Below are 18204 nucleotides of genomic sequence, written 5' to 3'. Positions count from 1 at the left end.
TGCTTTTAAATCCGCAATCCGCAATTCGAAATCCGCAATTTAAATTCATCCTCCTGAAACCGCACGGACCAGTTCGATATGGTCCCCCGCTGAAAGAAAAGTTTGAACATAATCCTTTTTAATGAGGGCTTCGCCATTCAATTCTGCTACCACCCATTTTTCGTCTAACCCGAGTTGATGAATCAATTCGATGAGCGACATTTTTTTATCTAATATTTTCTTCTGACCATTGAGAATAATTTCCATAATTGTTCCTCTTTTATTCATTTCGGATTTCGGATGTCGAATCTCGGATGTTAGGAATGAATATTTAGAAAGCAAAAAATAACTTTTGTTTTTAAATCCGAAGTTCGCAATTCGAAATCCGAAATTTTAATTGAGTGCCCCATCCCAATCTTTCCAAACAGCTTCATATCCAAGCTTGCGTACAGTTTCAGCCATTTCTTGGGGGCTACGGGTATCCTCAATTTCAAATTGTTCGCCGGCAGCATTGGGATTTTCATAACCACCGGGTTCGGTTCTGGAACCGGCGCTGATCTGGGTAACACCCAAGGAAATAAGTCCGTTGCGAAGTTTGGGATGTTCCCTTGTCGAAAGGACAATCCCTACATCGGGTAGGCAAAGCCTGAGGGCACAAATAAGTTGGGTAAATTCGCGATCAGAAATGAAATATTCAGGGGTAAAACCGCCTACAGCAGGCCGAATTCTGGGGATGCTGATGGTCAGGCTTGATCGCCAGCATGTTTTAAGAAGGTATTGGGCGTGAGTGACTAAAGCAATGGCATCTTTTCTCCAGTCTGAAAGTCCAAGCAGGGCTCCAATCCCAAGACGTTTCATTCCGGCAGCCGCTCCCCGTTCAGGAGTCTCTAAGCGCCAGAGAAAATTTTTCTTTTTTCCAGCCAAATGAACTTGGGCATACATGTCTTTTTGATACGTTTCCTGATAGACCACCAATCCATCAGCCCCTGCAAGAACCCATTGACGGTAAATTTCCTCGGTCTGTGGCGCAAGCTCAAGAGAAAGAGAAGAAACTTCTTTATGGAGGAGTCGAGTGACTTCCGCAATATATTCAGGAGGGGTGGATCGGGGATGTTCTCCTGAAACCAATAGGAGATGGCGAAATCCTTGTTTCATCAGAAAACGAGCTTCTTTCAGAACTTCTAAAGGTTTGAGGGTCAAACGGACAATTTCATTTTCACGGTTAAACCCACAATATGTGCACGTGTCGACACATTCATTGGAAACGTAGAGGGGAGCATAAAATTGAATGATGCGTCCAAATCGCTGAAGCGTAAGTTCGTGAGAAGCCTGGGCCATTTTCTCAAGAGATTGAGTTGCCGCAGGAGAAATGAGATGAATGAAATCTTCTATTTTTTTGATAGGAGCATTCAGGCTTTGTTTCACTTTTTCAGGGGTCGTTTCTTGTAAAATTTTTACGAAGAGGTCCAGAGGAAGCTTTTCGAGAATAGAAGCGAAACTCATGAAACAGGCTCCAAAAAACCTGTCAGTGGGCTTGAAGCTTGAGCGGTAGAACGACGAGGCGAAAGCCCAGCCTCAAAAGCCTTTCGTCCAGCCTCTACCCCAAGCTTAAATGCAGTAGCCATGAGGACAGGATTAAGAGATGTCGCAATGGCGGTATTAATCAAAACAGCGTCAGCTCCCATTTCCATGGCTTCAGCGCCGTCCGATGCACTTCCAAGGCCTGCGTCTACCACGACAGGGATTTTAGCTTGTTCAATGATAATTTGAATGGATTCTTTGGTTCGAATTCCTTGATTCGATCCGATGGGGGACCCCAGGGGCATGACCGTTGCTGTCCCCACTTCTTCGAGACGTTTTGCGAGAATAGGATCGGCATGGATATAAGGAAGGACAACAAAATTTTCTTTCACGAGAATTTCAGCAGCTTTTAGGGTCTCAATCGGGTCTGGAAGAAGATAGCGGGGATCAGGGGTAACTTCTAATTTTATCCAATTTGAAATCTCAGCGGCTCGAGCCAGTCTGGCTAGCCGTACCGCTTCCTCAGCCGTTTGTGCTCCAGAAGTATTAGGGAGAAGGAGGTATTTTTTGGGGTCAATAAATGACAAAATATTTTCTTCAGGATGGGTCAGATCGACTCGTCTCAGAGCCACTGTAACCAACTCTGCTCCTGAAGCTTCAATCGCTTCAGCCATGATTTTCCCGGAAGAGAATTTTCCTGTTCCAATCAAAAGTCTTGAGCGGAAAATACGGTTAGCAATTTTGAGAGATTGATTTGTATAGGTTAACTCATTGTTCATTGATGTATCTCCACCATGAAAATCCAAAAATCAATCATCAAAAATCTTGTCGGACAATGTAAAACTTAAAATATTTTCCTTGCAATAGCACTAGAAATTTTGGATTTTAATATGTCATTTTGCATTTTGATTTTTGAGTTTTAAATTAGCTACGAAAACGAGTATGTCTATGTTTATATACTCTTTCCATTCCTAATACAACCCACTTAAACTTACCACTTATCGCTTATCGCTTACAGTTTATTTTAATCTATATTCTTTTTCTTTCTACAGTATAATGAAAACTGTATGGATGAAACCAAAGATGATGTGAGGCTTCGCAATTTGAAACGTTTGGTGATTCAAGATGAGGCTTCTTCTGTTACGAAGCCTCAATCAAAATGGAAAATTCCATGGAAATGGTTTCTGGTTGTTGGGCTTTTATGTGCGGCAGGTCTTTCTTTAAGAGCTTTTAGAACGACCCGCCCCATTGAAGTTGAAGTGATGGAAATATCCCTATCTCGCCCCTTTTCAAACTCTCAGATTCTAACTGCAGGAGGGTATGTTATTTCTAAAACGGAGGCAGTGATTGGGCCAAAAATTCCAGGTCGCTTGAAGGAGATGTTTTTTGAAGAAGGGGCTCATGTAAAGTTGGGTGATCTTCTTGCTCGATTGGATGATGATGAAGCAGAAGCGCAACTAGAATTGGCAAAAGCAAATTTGAAAGAAGCTCAATCGAATTTAAAGAGGGCGCAAAATTTATTTGCTGAAAAAGTGATTAGTCAGGCTGATTTTGACCGTTCAAAAACAGATTTTCACGTTAAAAAGGCTCAAAAAAAATTGGCGGAGGCACAATGGAAAAACACCCAGATTATTTCTCCGATCGATGGAATTGTTTTGGAACGCTTGTCAGAGATTGGGGAAATTGTAAATCCCAATCTTGAACTTCAGGCTGGGAAAGACACAGGGATTTACAAGCTTGCGGACTTAAATCATTTACAAGTGGAGGCCGATATTTCTGAATCTGATGTGCATCAAATTGATCTTGGACAAGGGGTCGTGGTTTCGGTGGATGCGACGGGGCGTCAATCCTATAAAGGAGAAGTCGAGGAGATTGCACCGATGGCTAATCGGCAAAAGGGAACGGTTCAAGTGAAGGTAAAAATTTTGGATCGGGATGAAAAGCTAAAGCCTCAGATGAGCGCAAAGTTGACGTTCTTGTCTGAAAAAAAGGTGTCTGAAGAAAGTTTGACGCCCAGAATTTTGATTCCCGCATCAGCGGTTCAAAAAGATGGATCACCCTCTGTTTTCATTTTGAACGATGGGAAGGCCATTCAGAAATGGATAGAGCTCTCTTCCGCGAAGGAAGGTGAATCGTGCGAGGTGAAATCAGGATTGGCTGAGGGAGATCGATTGATTATTAAAAGCGAAAAGGTTCTTTCAGATGGGATCAAGGTCAGGGTCAGAGTGAAATAGGAAAGAGAAGGAAGATCATGGACACAGATAGCATTATTCAGCTTAAAGGAGTGAGCAAGGAATTCTCAAGAGGCAGTGAACGGCTTCATGTCTTACAGGACCTGGATTTATCCGTTACGGAAGGTGAATTTTTAGCCTTGATGGGCCCTTCAGGATCCGGAAAATCAACGCTTCTTAATCTGATCGCTGGAATTGACAAGCCCAGTACGGGGCAAGTGATTATTCAAGATACGGATATCACTCCCTTTTCAGAAACTCAATTAGCGGCCTGGCGGTCGAGGCGAGTTGGTTTTATTTTTCAGTTTTATTATTTAATTCCTGTTCTCACCGCTTTTGAAAATGTGGAACTTCCTCTTTTACTCCTCAAAATGTCGAAGGCTGAACGGGCCCAACGGGTGAAGACGGTGCTCACCATTGTTGGGCTAGAGGCCCGAATGAAACATCTTCCCAATCAACTTTCAGGGGGAGAGGAGCAGCGGGTGGCCATTGCTCGAGCGATTGTAGCGGATCCTAAAATTGTCTTGGCCGATGAGCCGACCGGAGACTTAGATGCTAAGTCCGCTCAAGAAATCTTGAGACTTCTTGAACTCTTGAATCAAGAGTTCAAAAAGACAATTCTGATGGTGACCCATGATCCAAAGGCGGCTTCTCATGCAAAGAAAACCCTCCATTTGGAAAAGGGAGATTTGGTGGAAAGGGGACAGTAAAAATGCGTTTCATCCCTTTAATTATTAGAAATATCTTTAGAAGTAAGCGGAGGAGTTTTTTGACCCTTCTTAATATTGGGGTTTCCCTCTTTCTTTTTTGTGCTTTGGATTGTGTGCTATCGACCCTCCGCAGATTTATGACTGAAACAGAAAAGAATTTGGTCGTGATTACTCGAGATAGGCATGCCACCTTTATGAATGGGGGAGTTCCGCTTTCTTATATCGGTGAAATTCGTAAAATTCCAGAGGTGTTGGATTTATCCACCAATCTTTTTGTGATTATTCGACCCAAGAAAGAGGGGGAAGAACCGATCTTTACCATTTCGATTACACCACAAGGGATTGATTGGATGAGAAAGGATTTTAAGGACATTCCTGAAGTTGAGCGCGAGGCTTTTAAAAAGGGAGACCGAACCGTTGCCTTGGTTGGAAAACAGGTGATGGATCGTTATGGGTGGAAGGTGGGTCATATCGTGACACTTGATGCGGCCAATGCGAATGCGAGGCTTGAAGTTAAAATTGTAGGAGTGGTTCCCAGCGGGATTGCAGCGGATAATATTCTTCTTCATTATGATTATTTGAATGAGGTCTTGGGCCGTCCAGATGTTGCGCACAGTGTGGCCATTCGAATCCCTAGCTTAGATGTGATTGCCCATTTGTCATCCCAAATCGACAAGATGTTCGAGAATCGGCCTGTCCAGACAGAAACTTTAACTGAAAAAGCTGCGTTCAGCGATTTTATGTCTTCTTTTAGTCCCATTGAATGGATTATTCGAACCATTTCTTTTTTGGTGATTGTTTCCAGTGTTTCAATTACGGCCAATGCCATTGCAATGTCGATGCGGGAGCGCTCTCGCGAGGTTGCTGTTTTAAAGAGTTTGGGTTTTACCCGCCAACTCATTTTAAGTTTATTGCTGTCAGAGTCGACCTTGCTTTCCTTTGTCGGGGGAGCTCTGGGTTCTTTTGGAGCTTATTTTTTCTTTAAATTTTATGGGGTCTCTTTAAGATTGGGACCTTTTAGCTATTTTGTGGTGGATCCAGAAACGCTAGCCATAGGGCTCATCATTTCTATCGCTATTGGTTTCTCAAGCGGACTCGTTCCTGCCCTTCATGCTGCGAGGCTTTCGATTACAAATACGTTAAGAAGAGTGGGATAAATAAGCGATAAAGGATAAGGGTCTAGGTTTTAGTTTTAATAAATTTAAAATCCAAAAATCAAAATGCAAAATGACATATTAAAATCCAAAATTTAAAATGCTACTAAAGGGAGACATTTTAAATTTTGATTTGTCATTTTGATTTTTGATGTTTGATTTTTGGATTTTTACAGTTGGTGTCAAAACTTATTCATACATAGGCACATTAAATTATGGCTTTGCCTTTAAAATACAGCATTCGCAATTTATGGGTTCGTAAAACAACGACGACCATGACCATTGTTGGCATGGGACTCACCGTGGGCATTTTTATTTGTCTCATGGCCTTTACGGAAGGAATACGGTCGGCTGTGATATCGACGGGCTCAGTGGATAATATCATTTTGATGCGGGATGGAAGTGTTGCAACTGAATTCAGTGTTTTAGATCGAGAGATTTTGACTCAGCTTAAAGCGATTCCAGAAGCAAAGACCACCTCTAAAGGTGAGCCCTTGGTTTCTCCCGAATATCATATTGGAATTCCCATCCCTGTTAAAAATGGAAGAGGTCAACGCAAACCCACACGTTTTCGAGGCGTTCTTCCCATCGCTTTCAAAGTTTATGAAAATGTTCGTGTGAGCGAAGGTCATTCTAATCTGGCTGGATCAGGGATGGTCATGGGCCGGGCCGTCGCTGAAAGGTTGGGGGGATATCGGGTCGGAGACCATTTGAGGTTTAGCCGTGGGGAATGGACGGTGGTTGGAATTTTAGATGGGAATGGAACCTCTTATGATTCTGAAATTTGGGTGGATCTCAATGATTTATTGTCAGATCAAAGGAAAGATCAAATTTCTTGCGTGACGATTAAGCTTAAAAGTATAAAAGAAGAGAAGGAACTTAATCAAAGGTTGACGGATGATCCTCGTCTCCATGTCAAGGCCATGGGAGAGATTGAGTATTATGAAGAGCAAAGCGAGGCCCTCTCTCAAATCCACGTTTTGGGCAATATTGTGGCACTACTCATGGCCATTGCGGCGATCTTTGGTGGCATGAATACAATGTATGCTGCGGTCGCAGGAAGAATTCAGGAAATTGCAACTTTGCGATTTATGGGATTTAAAAATAGAAATATCTTATTAGCTATTTTAATTGAGTCTTGGCTCATTGCTTTGGGAGGGGTCCTTGTCGGATCTTTGATGGGACTTGTTGTCAATGGAATTTCCCTAACCACTTTAAGCCCGATGTTTTCGGAAATCACCTTTCAATTTCGAGTGACATTAGGAATTCTCTCTGAGGCTTTTCTTTTTGCGCTTGTGATGGGCCTTCTTGGAGGGATTCTTCCCGCTCGATCGGCTTGTAAGGTTAAAATGGCAACCGCATTAAGGGAGGAATGAAATGAGTTGGGAGACATTGTAGGGGTCGCATTCATGCGATCCGACACTCAAGGAACGGGTCCGATCCTTCGACATAGCTCGGGACAGGTGAATCGGACCCCTACATTCTCAAACAGCCTTTAATGGTTATTGAACCAATTTATTATCGGGCCTTCGAGGAGGATCGTTTCGGGCTCTTTCCGTTGCAGGAGGATTTCCTTTATAGGATGGAGTGAGTTCGATATTAATTTTTGCCCAGGTTGGATCTTGATCTTCGCTATCAACAATGGCATTGATGGGGCATTCAGGAAGGCAGAGTCCGCAGCTGATGCAAACTTCCGGATCAATGATCATGAATTCTTTTCCCTGGTAATCACCGGGGTGAATGCATTCAACAGGACAAACAGAAGCGCAAGATGCATAACGCTCCCCTAAACATTTTTCGGTAATAACATAGGCCATTTTATCCTCCTTTTAGGCTTTCGATTGGCAAATAAATTTCTTGTTCCAAAAATGGGTAGAACCAGTGTACAAAAGGGAGTTTGAAACGTCAAAGGATAAAATGAAATCATTGCAGGATCGTGTATTTGAATATATTCAGAATAAAAAGCTGATCCATTCTGGCGACAAGGTGTTGGTTGGGGTCTCAGGTGGGGGGGATTCTATCGCTCTTCTTCATCTCCTCTACGATTTAAGCTTGCGTTTAGAAATCAATCTATTGGTAACCCATTTCGATCACCAACTTCGTCCGGATGAATCTCAGAAAGACTGTGTCTTCGTTCAAAAAGAAGCAGAGGCTCTTCGTCTTCCATTCCTCTCGAAAAAAATGAATATTAAGACTCTGGCCAAAGATGAAAATCTTTCTTTGGAGGAAACAGCACGAGATGCAAGATATTCTTTTTTTGAAGAGGTGGCGCAAGCATGCGGTGCTCAAAAGATTGCTGCGGGACATACACGGGAAGACCAGGCAGAAACGATACTGCTTAGAATTTTGAGAGGAACAGGACCTGAAGGACTTCAAGGAATGAAACCGGCCCGATCCTTAGGCCCTTTAACTCTCATTCGTCCCTTGCTTTTTATTTCTCGCAATGAACTCAGGGAATATTTAAAAGAAAAAAAACTTGAGTGGCGTGAAGACGCTTCCAATGATAACCTTTTTTTTACAAGAAATCGGGTGAGAAAGGTGCTCATTCCTCTTTTAGAAAAAGAATTTAATCCTCAGGTAGTGGATCACTTAAATCATCTTTCGGAAACGCTCGAGTGTGAAAACAAATATTTAAATGACGAGATTCAACGCATCAGGGCATCTGAAATTCAAAAGGAGGATCGAAATTTATTTTTTAATGCACATTCCTTTAAAATCTTGCCTCAGGCTCTTCAGACACGATTGATTCGAAACCTCTTTCGAGAACTGACAAAGGGGGAAGAACTTTCATTTGTTCATGTCAAAAATGTTTTATCCTTCCTTTCTTCTTCTCAATCAGGTCGAAGTCTTGAACTTCCTCAAGGGCTGGAAGTTTGGCTAGACTTCGATCGAATTTTTATGGGGCAAAGAGAAGCGAAGAGTGGATTTCCCTGTCAAACACTCTTGATCCCGGGTGAAAAAATGATTTTGACGGATCCATTCAAGTATGAAATTTTCGTTCGTTGGATGAAGAAAGAAGAGGAGATAGAAGAGAGAAAAAATCAAGTTTCATTGGGAAATTTTTTAGAAGAGTTATCTCTGGAAGGAGAGGTAGAACGTGTAGAACATTTTGATGGGTCTTGCGTAGATTCTTTGCTCATTCGCTCACGTGAGGCGGGAGATCTTTATGATCCTATTGGCCTTGGGACTTTCAAAAAAATAAAAGAGATTTTAATCGATCAGAAAATTCCTCGATCGTTACGGGAAGCAATCCCTCTTTTTTTATCTAAAGATAAAATTCTTTGGGTGGGGGGATACCGAATTTCAGAATCGTTTAAGGTGAAGCCAGAGACTCAAACAATTTTAGAGATCAGACTTAGGATGGTTAGATGTTCAAGGACATTGTACTTGCCCGTATTGCCAATCCCGTGAGCAAGTGCTCGAGCGTATTTCATTGGAGGACAAGGCGACTCAAGGCTTCCTGACTTCGTTCTCGGTCCAAAATGTCCTCAACATAGTGCAAACGATGCTTCCGGGCATTTTGGACCTGCGGCCTCGTCAGGAAACCTCTCGCTCGGCTTCGTGACGGAAGTTTGTGAGAAATTCTGGCTAGAGTGCTGCGCTGTCACGGCGGAGGTCGCGGGTTCGAGCCCCTCCGTCATTTTTTCTTTCGGAGCTGGAGAATCGTTTCCCGAACCATTTCAATCCAATGAATCTTTTCTGACCAGGAAAGAAATGCTCGTTTCTTCTGCCACTGGGCCTGTCGTTTGAACAGTTTCTGAATATTATTCATTGAGGAATCTCTTTTCAAATTTATTCCACGCCTCTGACAAATGATGTTGAAATGCGAGCTCTCTAATTTCTTCACGGTTCACGCTTTTTGATTCAAGCAATACAAGAATTCTCGCAAAATCCTTAGCCCTTCCAACACTGAGGGCAATAATAGCCAGATGTTTGGCACGTATAACACGAAAGGGTTCTCCTTCGAAATCCGCTGTTTCTGCTTGTTCCACGGCTTCTTGTGTGAGGGGACTAAAAACGGGAATGAATTGGACTGGCCATGCCCCAACGCGGATGGCTTCACCTTCTGTAGAATATCCCTCTTGATAACAGAACTGATAAATGGCATTTAGAATATCCAACCGATTGGGCGATGGTATCGCAACAAGTACATCGGCGTCTAAGGTTGAAACGGGTTCAGTGTATCTCACTTGAGCTAGAGCTCCAAAGAGGGCATAGTTTGTGATCACACCTGCTTGGTGCATTTTGTTCAGCAACTTTGCGACTTCTTTCATTTTTGCGCTCGAGTCGTTAGATAGTCTGAATGATACCATTACTTATATTTTTTCGAAAGAGCTGGTTTTTAAGCCATTCTTTGTGCTAGGCTTTTGCTTCAAGTGTATTTTGATGGATATTCAATCAAATGATATTTGAGGAGAAAAACGATGATTCAAATTAACCATAAAGTCCCAGATTTTGAAGTTGATGCGTTGATGAATGATGAAGTGAAGAAAATTAGGTTTGCTGATTATCGAGGGAAGTGGATGGTTCTTATTTTTTACCCAGCGGATTTTACCTTTATTTGTCCAACCGAGCTTGAGGATGCAGCGAAGAAATATGAGGAATTTAAAAAACTAGGAGCAGAAGTTTTTGGGGTGAGTACGGATACTGTCTATACCCACAAGGCCTGGCACGATTCATCTCCATCCATTAAAAAGGTTCAATATCCGATGATTGCGGACCCGACCGGAAAATTAGCCCGAGAATTTGGAACCTATATTGAAGAGGCGGGACTTTCCTTGAGAGGAACCTTCATCATTGATCCAGATGGGATTTTGAAGACGATTGAAGTTCATGACAACAGCATTGGGCGAAATGCCTCTGAACTGGTTCGTCGTCTTCAAGCAGCAAAGTTTGTTCGTGAGCATAAGGGTGAGGTTTGTCCTGCCAGTTGGGAACCTGGAAAAACAACATTGAAGCCGGGTCTTGATCTCGTTGGAAAGATTTAATCAATCTTTTACTCTCTCTTTGAGGAGAGGATTTTTTATTCTTCAATGCCAAATTCAGCGTGGATAACGGCATTTACTTTTTTCTCCAGAGAAGAAGTATCGTTCATTCCCCAGCTTGAGACATCATAGGAATTCACAGGGGTGATTTGAAAAACCCCCATTTCTGCTGAGCGCATTTTTCCTATTTTGTTTCCTGTTGTTTGAATCATTTTTTCAGCCCGATCTTTTGCATCCAGGGTTGCTTGGGCCAGCATTTCGAGTTTTAACTCGGAAAGTTTGGTGTAGAAAAATTCGGGAGGGTTTGAAATGATTTCAATTCCTTCATTGATTAATTCTGTGGAGGAACGTGAAATGTCCATGACTTTTTGAACATTCCAAGATCTTATTTCGATGGTTTGACTTAAGGAATATCCTTCGATTTTATTGGTGCTATAGCCACGACGGTTTCGCTTAAAGATGATTTCTGTATTCACTTGAGAAATCATGATTTCTTGTTCAGTGCAACCTCTTCCAAGCAGATAAGTTTTGACCCTGAGAAGATCCGTGTTTAAGCTGGAGAAGGCCTTGGTCAATTCATGTGCTCTTCTAGAAAAAGAGACCTTCCAAACACTGTAATCTGATAAAATTTTCTTTTCCGCCGATCCCGTAACGGTGATGACCTCATTCGTGAATTTCTTTATTTGCATCAGACTCTTTGAAAGAATCAGTGTTGAAACAATCGTTGCAGCACTGATACACAGGCCTAAAATGATAATTTGAGAATTCCTAAAGATTCTTGTTCTTTCCATAAGTTGTAATCCTTTATTGATGGGAGGTATACGGTGCCGGGAGACGGAATCGAACCGCCCACACAAGGATTTTCAGTCCTCTGCTCTACCGACTGAGCTATCCCGGCACTAACGACAGTTTAAAGTTCAAAGTTAAAAGTTAAAAGTTCAAAAAGACAAGCGCAAAAAACAGTTTAAAGACTTTGAGTGCTTAATTTTCCCCTTAAGCTTTAAACTCTGAACTGTTTTTAAGAGGAAAGGATATTGGAGTTGGTAAGATGCGTCAAGCTTTTTTGGTTTGTAAGCTTCAGGTGCTCATTAAAAAGCTATAACTTAGCGATCGACCGCTAAGTGATAGCTTTTATATTTTTCACTTTTAATTTTTAATTGTTTCTCAATTGATTTAATCGTTCTTCGATATGGTCCTTGAACGATGTATTTTGCATGGAACCGATGGGGAGGAGAAAGGGGATGGATAAACTCTTTGAAATCCTTTCAACTTCTTTTTTTCTTTCCGGAGAAACAGCGTATCCAAGCGCTTGAAAGTTTCCTCTCCATTTTTTTAGAATTTGGGGAAGGTTTTTAATGTGGGCAATAGGTTTAATAAAAATAACACGATTTAAGCATGAGGGATGAAATTCTGGATTTTCCTCATAGATCACGGTCCAATTTGGGTTAGGGTGACTAGAAAGGCAGAGCGTTTTTTCTCTTAAAGAATATTGTCCTCGGATTTGATGGATGAGGGAAGCCTCGCCCAAGCTTAAGTGTCCAGGAGGAAATTTACGGGTCATTTTCTCCATGGCATCAGCCAATGCACGAGTCCAGGCAATGGGATTAAGAAAATTCACTTTTTCTAAATAAATGACGTGTGGAGAAACGCATCCTTGCTGATCATAGAGACAGATATCATAAGCCATTTTTTCTGCCAAAAGATGTAAAGGCCCCTTTAATTTTTCTTTTCCTATCACTGAAAAGCTCACTTTGTGGCCAAACTTAATAAAAATTTTCTTTGGGGGAATCAGGGCCTCTATTTCTTTTATGCTTTTATCATCGCCGTAGGCATGGATGAGATCTGCTTCTTTAAAGATCATTTTTTCAAGATTCCATTTTCCGCCAGGCCACCAAAGGGCTTTAACACAGCTTCCCAGAGAGGGGTCTACTTCGTAAATTGAGTGTGCGAGTAGAATAGGAAAAAAGGGAGCTCGAGAAGGGGTTTTAACAATGACAGCAGATTTCAGAAGGAGGCCCATAAAAATGTCAAAAAGCATGGGGGTAGGAACCATGCCTCCAAAGATAAAACTGGAAAGTTGTGGTCGAGGAAATTGTGAAAGGATTTTCGCATTTTTTCTTAGAAAGAGGTGGCGGACTTCATTGAATGCAAGGTCGAGTCCTTCTGAGATAACTTCTTTGGAGCAACCAGTTGTCTGGGTAAGAAGGTTTTCAGCTTTCTGTCGAATGGGGGATTGAAGGTTGAGCCAATGTTTGACGACTTGGTTAAGTTTGGATAAAATTTTCTCAGTGGAAAGGGGAGCCAAATAACGTTCGCGATTTTTTCTGAGTGTTTGAAGGATGGTGGATAAAAGCCGTTGTTTAATGTTTTCGGGATAACGTTCTGAGGTGAAATAGGTTTTGTTGACTAAGTATTGTTGGGTCATGAAATTTTCCACGCTTGACAAATCTAAACCAGTTCATTAAACTAGTTTATTAGAAAAACAACAAGAGGTTTTTATGGAATATGATCATGGACAGGATGTCAGTGCCTTTGAGGCTAAGACTCATCTCTCAGAGCTTTTACGGGAAACAGAGCAGGGAAAATCCTTTGTCATTCGCCGACGGGGGAAGGCGGTGGCAAGGTTGATTCCTCTCGCGAAAGAAACTCGACGTCGGAATTTTCGGGAAGTACTTGCCGGGTTTCGTAAACTTCGCAAAAGTATTCCTGGTACTTTTAAGTTGAAAGAAATGATTGAAGAGGGTCGTCGATATTAATGATAGACTGGGTTTTAGATTGTTCTTTTGCATTAGCTTGGGGGCTGCGAGATGAAGAGACGAGTAAGGCTGATCGTTTGCTTTCAAGGGTGTCACAAAAAAGTCAATTTTGGGTTCCTGCTCTTTGGTGGTATGAGATATCCAATGCATTAACGACTGCCCGTTTGAGAAAAAGGTTACTGGAGAGCCAGTTTTCCTATGTGATAGGGCTTTATCAAGATCTTCCAATCCAAACAGATTTAAGTCTTGGTTATGATCAGGTGTTTCGACTGTTTTCAATTGCTCAAACCTATCATTTGTCTGCTTATGATGCAGCCTATTTGGAATTAGCAGAGCGCAAAGGAATAGGGCTTGCAACGTTAGATCATCGTCTTGTTCAAGCTGCAAAATTATCAGGAGTGCAAGTTTTTTCCTAGGATAAGTTGTTGTTCTATGTTTAAAGAACAACCTCTTGCCTCGGCCAGAGGAGCGCGGCCTAAAATTTCAAAACCATCTTTGATTTTAACTCCTAAATCTTCCGTGAGAATTCCCATGACGCTGGATCGATTGGCCAAATCATAGTGTTGAAGAAGTCCCACTTTTCCAGGAGGTTCTTCCTCTAAAGTGAGAGGATTGAGAATACGAGTTCTAACCCACGGCGGGATATTTTTATAAACGGGCATTCTCTTTTTTTCTATTCTATTTTTTAAAGTATTGTCATAGAACTGCGATCCCATTTCTGTCATCCCGTATTCATTGATGATATGGGTCAAGGGCACCCCTAAAATATTTTGGATTTCTTTATAGAGATTCTCTTTTGACAGTTCACGAGATTTTCCCTTAAAACCGCCTGTTTCCATAACACGAGAACCGATGGGAAGTTTAAGGCCCCATTTTTGTTGGGCACAAGCATCTAAAAAATGAACAAAAGAAAAAGCGGTTCCCAAAATAAGAACCGGTTCTTTTTGTGATATGAATTGTTTTAATTTTTTTCGAAGCAGGTGAATGAGGAGTTGCCCTTTTTGAATGAAATAGGTTTGAGTCTTAGAATATCCAATTTCTCTTTGAAGACAACCCATCATATGGGAAAGAGACGAGTGAGGGGCTTCAAGGGGGGAGGGCGTTAAAACAAGTAAGGGCCAGCGCTCGCTTTTAATTTTAAAATGGCTCTTAAAATTTGTCAAAAGAGCCTCTTCATAGAGCATAAGATTTTCGAGATAGTGGCGTCCTGATTTTTTAAGGGTGGTACCGCTGGTATAAAAGACTTTTTTTGCTTTTGAAGAAGGGAAGGTAGAGAGCACGGCTTCTTTAAAAGTTGAGGTTGGAACAAAGAGGATTTTGCTCCAGTGAGAGATTTTGGAAGGAGTTATGTCTAGATTTTTACAATATTTTTGATAGGGAAGATTATGGGTGAATTGATATTCGAAAAGTTCCAGTGCAATTTTGTTAAACTCAGAATCAGACAAGGGTTGGTCAACCCCCTGGTTAATGATGGATAGAATTTGGGTGTCAAGATCTGATGATGTCATTGTTTGACGATTTCTCGAATGCATTCTTCGATTATTTTTACAGCATCATTCAATTGTTCGTCGCTGATAGTGAGGGGTGGGGTCATTGCTAAAATATTTTGGTCCACTCCTTCAGTAAAAAGAATGACCCCTTTTTGAAGCGCCCTATGACTGATTTTTTGTGCCTTTTCTGAAGAAGATTTTCCATTTTTGTTTTCAATGATTTCAATTCCAATCATCAAGCCCCTGCCTCGAATCTCTCCAATAACAGGATATTTTTGTAATTTTTCAAGTTTTGGAATCAGTTTTTCGCCCATGATGCGAGCTCTCTTAACAAGCCCTCGGTGTTTAATTTCTTGAATGGAGGCAAGGGCCATGGCACATCCGATGGGATGTCCCATGAAAGTGCTGGTATGAAGGGCCTCACCATGATGTCGTGGCCAAACCTTCATCAGGGAGGATGATCCGATACAGGCAGAAATAGGAAATCCTCCGGAAAGCCCTTTACCTACGGTGACAAGATCTGGAATAATCCCACTATGTTGAAAAGCAAACCATTGGCCTGTTCTTCCCATGCCAGAAAAAATTTCATCGGTAATTAAGATGATTTTATGATGATCGCAAATTTTGCGTAAGTCTTTTAGAAAAGATGTAGAGAGAGCTCGAATCCCTCCACGTCCTTGAATGGCTTCTATTAAAATGGCTCCGATCGATTTTTTTTGAATGAGTTGAGTGATTTGATGAAGCAGGGCCTTTTCTTTCTCTTTATGTGGAAAGGGGAGTCGATAGGTATGGTGCGAAAGTTGGGACTCAAAAGGTTGATAAAAATTAAAAAGGGAAGTTGCGCAAAGTGCTCCATAAGTCAGCCCATGATAAGACCCTTCAAAAACGATTAAGCCCGGTTTTCCCGTGGCGAGAAAGGCTGTTTTCATTGCAATTTCAACAGCCTCGGACCCTGCACATCCCAGCATGATAGTATCCAGAGGCTTTGGACAGATTTTTGAGAGGGCTTCGAGAAATTGAATTTTAATTTCAGCCGGGTGAATGTCTCCAGGGCCATGAGGAAATTTTTTAGCTTGCTCTACGAGGGCTTGAACAATTCTAGGATTAGTATGGCCGGCATTAGCCACGGCAAAAGCAGCTGTAAGATCGATATAGCGATTGCCGTCGACATCCCAGACATTGGCCCCTTTTGCTCGGGCCCAAACAATCAGGGTTTCGTCATTGACGAGGATCATGCTTGAGCACTCACAGTGTTTGAGGCGTTTTGCAAGCGCTTTTGATCGAGGGCCTGGGATAAGGGTCTTAATAGAGGGAAGATGATTTTTGTTCATCATTCTTTCAGTCTTTTAAGCATTTCAAAAGGCGGGAGGACGTTGACAGTATCTATTTTTAGAGGTGTTTTAATTGGGGCGACGATATAGCAAGGGATTTTGGGTTGTTCTTCAAGAATAGAATGTAACCCTGACAGATCTGCTCGTGAAAGCGTTTGCTTACATTTACATTCAATGGCACAGATCATTTTACCTGCTTGTTCAATGACAAGATCCACTTCTGCTCCGTGGCTGGTTCTCCAAAAGAAGAGCTTCCAATCTTTTGAAAAATATTTATTAATCCGATCCACCTCTTGAATAAACCACTGCTCAAAAAGGCGGCCTTTCTCTAAAAAATTTGGGGGATTTCTTAGAGATCCAAGAATGGCACGGGTAACGCCATTGTCGAAAAAGTAGAATTTAGGACTTTGACTCATGCGTTTTCGAATGCTTTTTAAGTACGGATAGAGAAGAAATCCCATGAGCGTGTCTTCTAAGATTGAATAGAATTCTCGAACGGTACTGTAGGCCACCAACGCTTGGCGCCCAACATCTGTGAAATTTACTTGTTCCGAAAATTGTGCAGCTGCGATGTCTAAAAAATAAGAAGATTCAGAGTAAATATAGTACGGAGTGATTTCAAAAGGGTGCTTTTCCCAACTTGACGTGGGCCAAAGAGAAAAAAACTTTGATGGGGTAAAAGGGGTTCTAAAATTCTCTTGTACATAGTCGCTAATATACACGGTATATTAGCGGGATATCAAGGAAAAAGGGCTTTGAGCCCATAGAATGGGATCCAGGAGATGTTATCCATTTGGACGGATGGATGTGATGAAACCACAAAGGCCTTCTTGGGATCAAAATGGGAGAGGTACCAGTGAAGGCTTTTGAGTCTTCCTTTTTTATCACTTTTAACTTCGATGGGAACTAAACTATTTTCATATTCGATGAGGTAATCCACCTCAGCAGCAGCCCCGCGTTCTTCTCTTTTCCAATAGAATAGGGGTTTAGAAACCTCGGTTGAGGTGTAACTCAAGATTTCCTGGCCTACAAACTGCTCTGCCAGCATGCCCCGATAGATAGCGGTCAAGTCTGCCTTTTCAGAAACTTGACTCCAGTCCACGCCGCAGAGGGTTTGCATTAACCCAACATCAAGGAAAATCGTTTTGAAAACTTTGTCAGAGGCATGGGCGAGAAGAGGAATCTGGGGGTTCTGAACAGCTCGAACCCGAGAAAGAATTTGTGCTCTTTCCAAAAGGTAAATAACCTCCTTTAAATAAGTCGAGCGAATTTCCTGATCAATATGGGCATATTTAATTTGTTGACCAATGAGTTGGGGAATTTTCTCAAGAACCGACAATAAATGGGCATAGGGAATTTTCGGGGCATACTTAGAAAAATCCTGTCGATAGGTTTCAATCAGATTTTGGTGATGGAGGGTCACCTCTCTGATGGAGCCTGTGTCGAGATATATTTTAACGGCCTCCGGCATTCCTCCAATCTGCATGTATTTTTTTACAAGTCCAAGACATTGAGTATGAATGGGATCCTCTTGATTGGACAAGGGATGATTTAAAAGATAATCCTGGAGAATGTTTTCTCCCAGGGCCCCTAGAAATTCAAAAAAGGAAAGAGGATGCATGTAAAGATAGGTCACTCGACCCACGGGAACCGATGTTTGATCCAACGCAAAATCTAAAAGAGACCCCGCTGCAATGACTGCAAGCTCTGGTTTTTCCTCATAAAAATAGCGTAAGGAAGTGATCGCTCGAGGACATTTTTGAATTTCATCCAAAAAAAGAAGGGTTTTCTGAGGAAGAATTCTGGTTTTCAGGAGAAGCTCCAATTTTTCTAAAAGAGAAGTGATATTCAAATCCCCCTCAAAAAGTTCAAAGAGCCCTTTTTGCTTTTCAAAATTGGCCACCACACAATTTTCAAAATTTTCTCGAGCGAATTTCTCGATCGCATAGGATTTTCCAACCTGGCGAGCCCCTTTGATTATCAAAGGTTTTCTGTTTGGGTTTATCTTCCATTCATTGATTTTTTTCTCAATTTCTCTATTCATCAA

At 41.7% G+C, this 18204-nt stretch carries 19 protein-coding genes and 1 tRNA gene; 8 read left to right on the top strand and 12 right to left on the bottom strand.

Going from position 1 to position 18204, the window contains the following annotated elements; translation table 11 throughout:
- Positions 1-45: 45 nt before the first annotated feature.
- The 3 genes from thiS to HYS07_07485 form a co-directional block, all read right to left on the bottom strand.
- Positions 46-246, bottom strand: a complete 201-nt coding sequence (gene thiS, locus HYS07_07495; protein ID MBI1871019.1) for a sulfur carrier protein ThiS — start codon at positions 244-246, stop codon at positions 46-48.
- A gap of 126 nt (positions 247-372) precedes the next feature.
- Positions 373-1482 (bottom strand): 2-iminoacetate synthase ThiH, encoded by a 1110-nt coding sequence (gene thiH / locus HYS07_07490; GenBank protein ID MBI1871018.1) that lies wholly within the window; start codon positions 1480-1482, stop codon positions 373-375.
- On the bottom strand, positions 1479-2279 hold the full coding sequence (locus tag HYS07_07485) for a thiazole synthase (protein MBI1871017.1): 801 nt from the start codon (positions 2277-2279) through the stop codon (positions 1479-1481). The genes thiH and HYS07_07485 overlap by 4 nt, the downstream gene beginning before the upstream one ends.
- A 288-nt stretch (positions 2280-2567) precedes the next feature.
- On the opposite strand from HYS07_07485, the gene HYS07_07480 reads away from it, so the two are divergent.
- The 4 genes from HYS07_07480 (at position 2568) to HYS07_07465 (ending at position 6971) form a co-directional block, all read left to right on the top strand.
- Positions 2568-3734, top strand: a complete 1167-nt coding sequence (locus HYS07_07480; GenBank protein MBI1871016.1) for an efflux RND transporter periplasmic adaptor subunit — start codon at positions 2568-2570, stop codon at positions 3732-3734.
- Between the two features lie 17 nt (positions 3735-3751).
- Positions 3752-4441, top strand: a complete 690-nt coding sequence (locus tag HYS07_07475; protein MBI1871015.1) for an ABC transporter ATP-binding protein — start codon at positions 3752-3754, stop codon at positions 4439-4441.
- A 2-nt stretch (positions 4442-4443) separates the two neighbouring features.
- The gene (locus tag HYS07_07470; protein ID MBI1871014.1) at positions 4444-5598 is read left to right on the top strand and encodes an FtsX-like permease family protein; all 1155 of its coding nucleotides are present in this window, start codon (positions 4444-4446) and stop codon (positions 5596-5598) included.
- Positions 5599-5810: 212 nt separating this feature from the next.
- A complete protein-coding gene (locus HYS07_07465) occupies positions 5811-6971 on the top strand; it encodes an ABC transporter permease (GenBank protein ID MBI1871013.1) in 1161 nt (386 codons plus the stop codon).
- Positions 6972-7097: 126 nt separating this feature from the next.
- Here HYS07_07465 and HYS07_07460 read toward each other — a convergent pair whose 3' ends face one another.
- Entirely contained in the window at positions 7098-7412 is a 315-nt protein-coding gene (locus HYS07_07460) for a 4Fe-4S binding protein (GenBank protein MBI1871012.1), read from the bottom strand.
- A 100-nt stretch (positions 7413-7512) separates the two neighbouring features.
- On the opposite strand from HYS07_07460, the gene tilS reads away from it, so the two are divergent.
- Entirely contained in the window at positions 7513-9006 is a 1494-nt protein-coding gene (gene tilS, locus HYS07_07455) for a tRNA lysidine(34) synthetase TilS (GenBank protein MBI1871011.1), read from the top strand.
- 353 nt (positions 9007-9359) lie between these two features.
- Here tilS and HYS07_07450 read toward each other — a convergent pair whose 3' ends face one another.
- Complete coding sequence (locus HYS07_07450) at positions 9360-9869, bottom strand: hypothetical protein (GenBank protein MBI1871010.1); 510 nt, start codon at positions 9867-9869, stop codon at positions 9360-9362.
- Positions 9870-10019: 150 nt separating this feature from the next.
- Here HYS07_07450 and ahpC point away from each other — a divergent pair, with 150 nt between their 5' ends.
- Positions 10020-10583 (top strand): peroxiredoxin, encoded by a 564-nt coding sequence (ahpC, locus tag HYS07_07445; protein ID MBI1871009.1) that lies wholly within the window; start codon positions 10020-10022, stop codon positions 10581-10583.
- Between the two features lie 35 nt (positions 10584-10618).
- Here ahpC and HYS07_07440 read toward each other — a convergent pair whose 3' ends face one another.
- The 3 genes from HYS07_07440 to HYS07_07430 all read right to left on the bottom strand — a co-directional run bounded on the left by HYS07_07440 (position 10619) and on the right by HYS07_07430 (position 13005).
- A complete protein-coding gene (locus HYS07_07440) occupies positions 10619-11371 on the bottom strand; it encodes an SIMPL domain-containing protein (protein MBI1871008.1) in 753 nt (250 codons plus the stop codon).
- Between the two features lie 34 nt (positions 11372-11405).
- A tRNA-Phe gene (locus HYS07_07435) sits at positions 11406-11478 on the bottom strand.
- Positions 11479-11733: 255 nt separating this feature from the next.
- Complete coding sequence (locus HYS07_07430) at positions 11734-13005, bottom strand: hypothetical protein (GenBank protein ID MBI1871007.1); 1272 nt, start codon at positions 13003-13005, stop codon at positions 11734-11736.
- Positions 13006-13078: 73 nt separating this feature from the next.
- Here HYS07_07430 and HYS07_07425 point away from each other — a divergent pair, with 73 nt between their 5' ends.
- Together HYS07_07425 and HYS07_07420 are read left to right on the top strand one after the other, a co-directional pair.
- Positions 13079-13336, top strand: coding sequence for a type II toxin-antitoxin system prevent-host-death family antitoxin (locus tag HYS07_07425; protein ID MBI1871006.1), 258 nt, complete (start codon positions 13079-13081; stop codon positions 13334-13336).
- Entirely contained in the window at positions 13336-13752 is a 417-nt protein-coding gene (locus HYS07_07420; protein ID MBI1871005.1) for a type II toxin-antitoxin system VapC family toxin, read from the top strand. The genes HYS07_07425 and HYS07_07420 overlap by 1 nt, the downstream gene beginning before the upstream one ends.
- Here HYS07_07420 and HYS07_07415 read toward each other — a convergent pair.
- Genes HYS07_07415 through HYS07_07400 form a run of 4 tightly spaced genes read right to left on the bottom strand, consistent with a single transcriptional unit; the run spans position 13729 to position 18201 of the window.
- Positions 13729-14844 carry a long-chain fatty acid--CoA ligase gene (locus HYS07_07415; GenBank protein ID MBI1871004.1) on the bottom strand — a complete coding sequence of 372 codons (1116 nt, stop codon included), beginning with the start codon at positions 14842-14844 and terminating at the stop codon, positions 13729-13731. The genes HYS07_07420 and HYS07_07415 overlap by 24 nt on opposite strands.
- Positions 14841-16160 (bottom strand): aspartate aminotransferase family protein, encoded by a 1320-nt coding sequence (locus HYS07_07410; GenBank protein MBI1871003.1) that lies wholly within the window; start codon positions 16158-16160, stop codon positions 14841-14843. Before HYS07_07410 ends, HYS07_07415 begins: the two co-directional genes overlap by 4 nt.
- A complete protein-coding gene (locus HYS07_07405; protein MBI1871002.1) occupies positions 16157-16879 on the bottom strand; it encodes a DUF4143 domain-containing protein in 723 nt (240 codons plus the stop codon). The genes HYS07_07410 and HYS07_07405 overlap by 4 nt, the downstream gene beginning before the upstream one ends.
- Positions 16880-16896: 17 nt before the next feature.
- Complete coding sequence (locus tag HYS07_07400) at positions 16897-18201, bottom strand: ATP-binding protein (protein ID MBI1871001.1); 1305 nt, start codon at positions 18199-18201, stop codon at positions 16897-16899.
- Between the last annotated feature and the right edge of the window lie 3 nt (positions 18202-18204).

This window comes from Chlamydiota bacterium, from assembly GCA_016178055.1.
Classification (GTDB): Bacteria; Auribacterota; JACPWU01; order JACPWU01; family JACPWU01; genus JACOUC01.
Note: the sequence above shows the minus strand (reverse complement) of the source record. Positions and strands in the feature narration are given on the sequence as shown.

Excerpts from the sequence above, each read along its gene's own strand:
- tilS (MBI1871011.1), top strand. The coding sequence starts at position 7,513 with ATGAAATCATTGCAGGATCGTGTATTTGAATATATTCAGAATAAAAAG.
- HYS07_07460 (MBI1871012.1), bottom strand. The coding sequence starts at position 7,412 with ATGGCCTATGTTATTACCGAAAAATGTTTAGGGGAGCGTTATGCATCT.
- HYS07_07430 (MBI1871007.1), bottom strand. The coding sequence starts at position 13,005 with ATGACCCAACAATACTTAGTCAACAAAACCTATTTCACCTCAGAACGT.
- HYS07_07485 (MBI1871017.1), bottom strand. The coding sequence starts at position 2,279 with ATGAACAATGAGTTAACCTATACAAATCAATCTCTCAAAATTGCTAAC.
- thiS (MBI1871019.1), bottom strand. The coding sequence starts at position 246 with ATGGAAATTATTCTCAATGGTCAGAAGAAAATATTAGATAAAAAAATG.
- HYS07_07400 (MBI1871001.1), bottom strand. The coding sequence starts at position 18,201 with ATGAATAGAGAAATTGAGAAAAAAATCAATGAATGGAAGATAAACCCA.
- ahpC (MBI1871009.1), top strand. The coding sequence starts at position 10,020 with ATGATTCAAATTAACCATAAAGTCCCAGATTTTGAAGTTGATGCGTTG.
- HYS07_07480 (MBI1871016.1), top strand. The coding sequence starts at position 2,568 with ATGGATGAAACCAAAGATGATGTGAGGCTTCGCAATTTGAAACGTTTG.
- HYS07_07465 (MBI1871013.1), top strand. The coding sequence starts at position 5,811 with ATGGCTTTGCCTTTAAAATACAGCATTCGCAATTTATGGGTTCGTAAA.
- HYS07_07420 (MBI1871005.1), top strand. The coding sequence starts at position 13,336 with ATGATAGACTGGGTTTTAGATTGTTCTTTTGCATTAGCTTGGGGGCTG.
- HYS07_07470 (MBI1871014.1), top strand. The coding sequence starts at position 4,444 with ATGCGTTTCATCCCTTTAATTATTAGAAATATCTTTAGAAGTAAGCGG.
- HYS07_07475 (MBI1871015.1), top strand. The coding sequence starts at position 3,752 with ATGGACACAGATAGCATTATTCAGCTTAAAGGAGTGAGCAAGGAATTC.
- HYS07_07425 (MBI1871006.1), top strand. The coding sequence starts at position 13,079 with ATGGAATATGATCATGGACAGGATGTCAGTGCCTTTGAGGCTAAGACT.
- HYS07_07440 (MBI1871008.1), bottom strand. The coding sequence starts at position 11,371 with ATGGAAAGAACAAGAATCTTTAGGAATTCTCAAATTATCATTTTAGGC.
- HYS07_07410 (MBI1871003.1), bottom strand. The coding sequence starts at position 16,160 with ATGATGAACAAAAATCATCTTCCCTCTATTAAGACCCTTATCCCAGGC.
- HYS07_07450 (MBI1871010.1), bottom strand. The coding sequence starts at position 9,869 with ATGAAAGAAGTCGCAAAGTTGCTGAACAAAATGCACCAAGCAGGTGTG.
- HYS07_07415 (MBI1871004.1), bottom strand. The coding sequence starts at position 14,844 with ATGACATCATCAGATCTTGACACCCAAATTCTATCCATCATTAACCAG.
- thiH (MBI1871018.1), bottom strand. The coding sequence starts at position 1,482 with ATGAGTTTCGCTTCTATTCTCGAAAAGCTTCCTCTGGACCTCTTCGTA.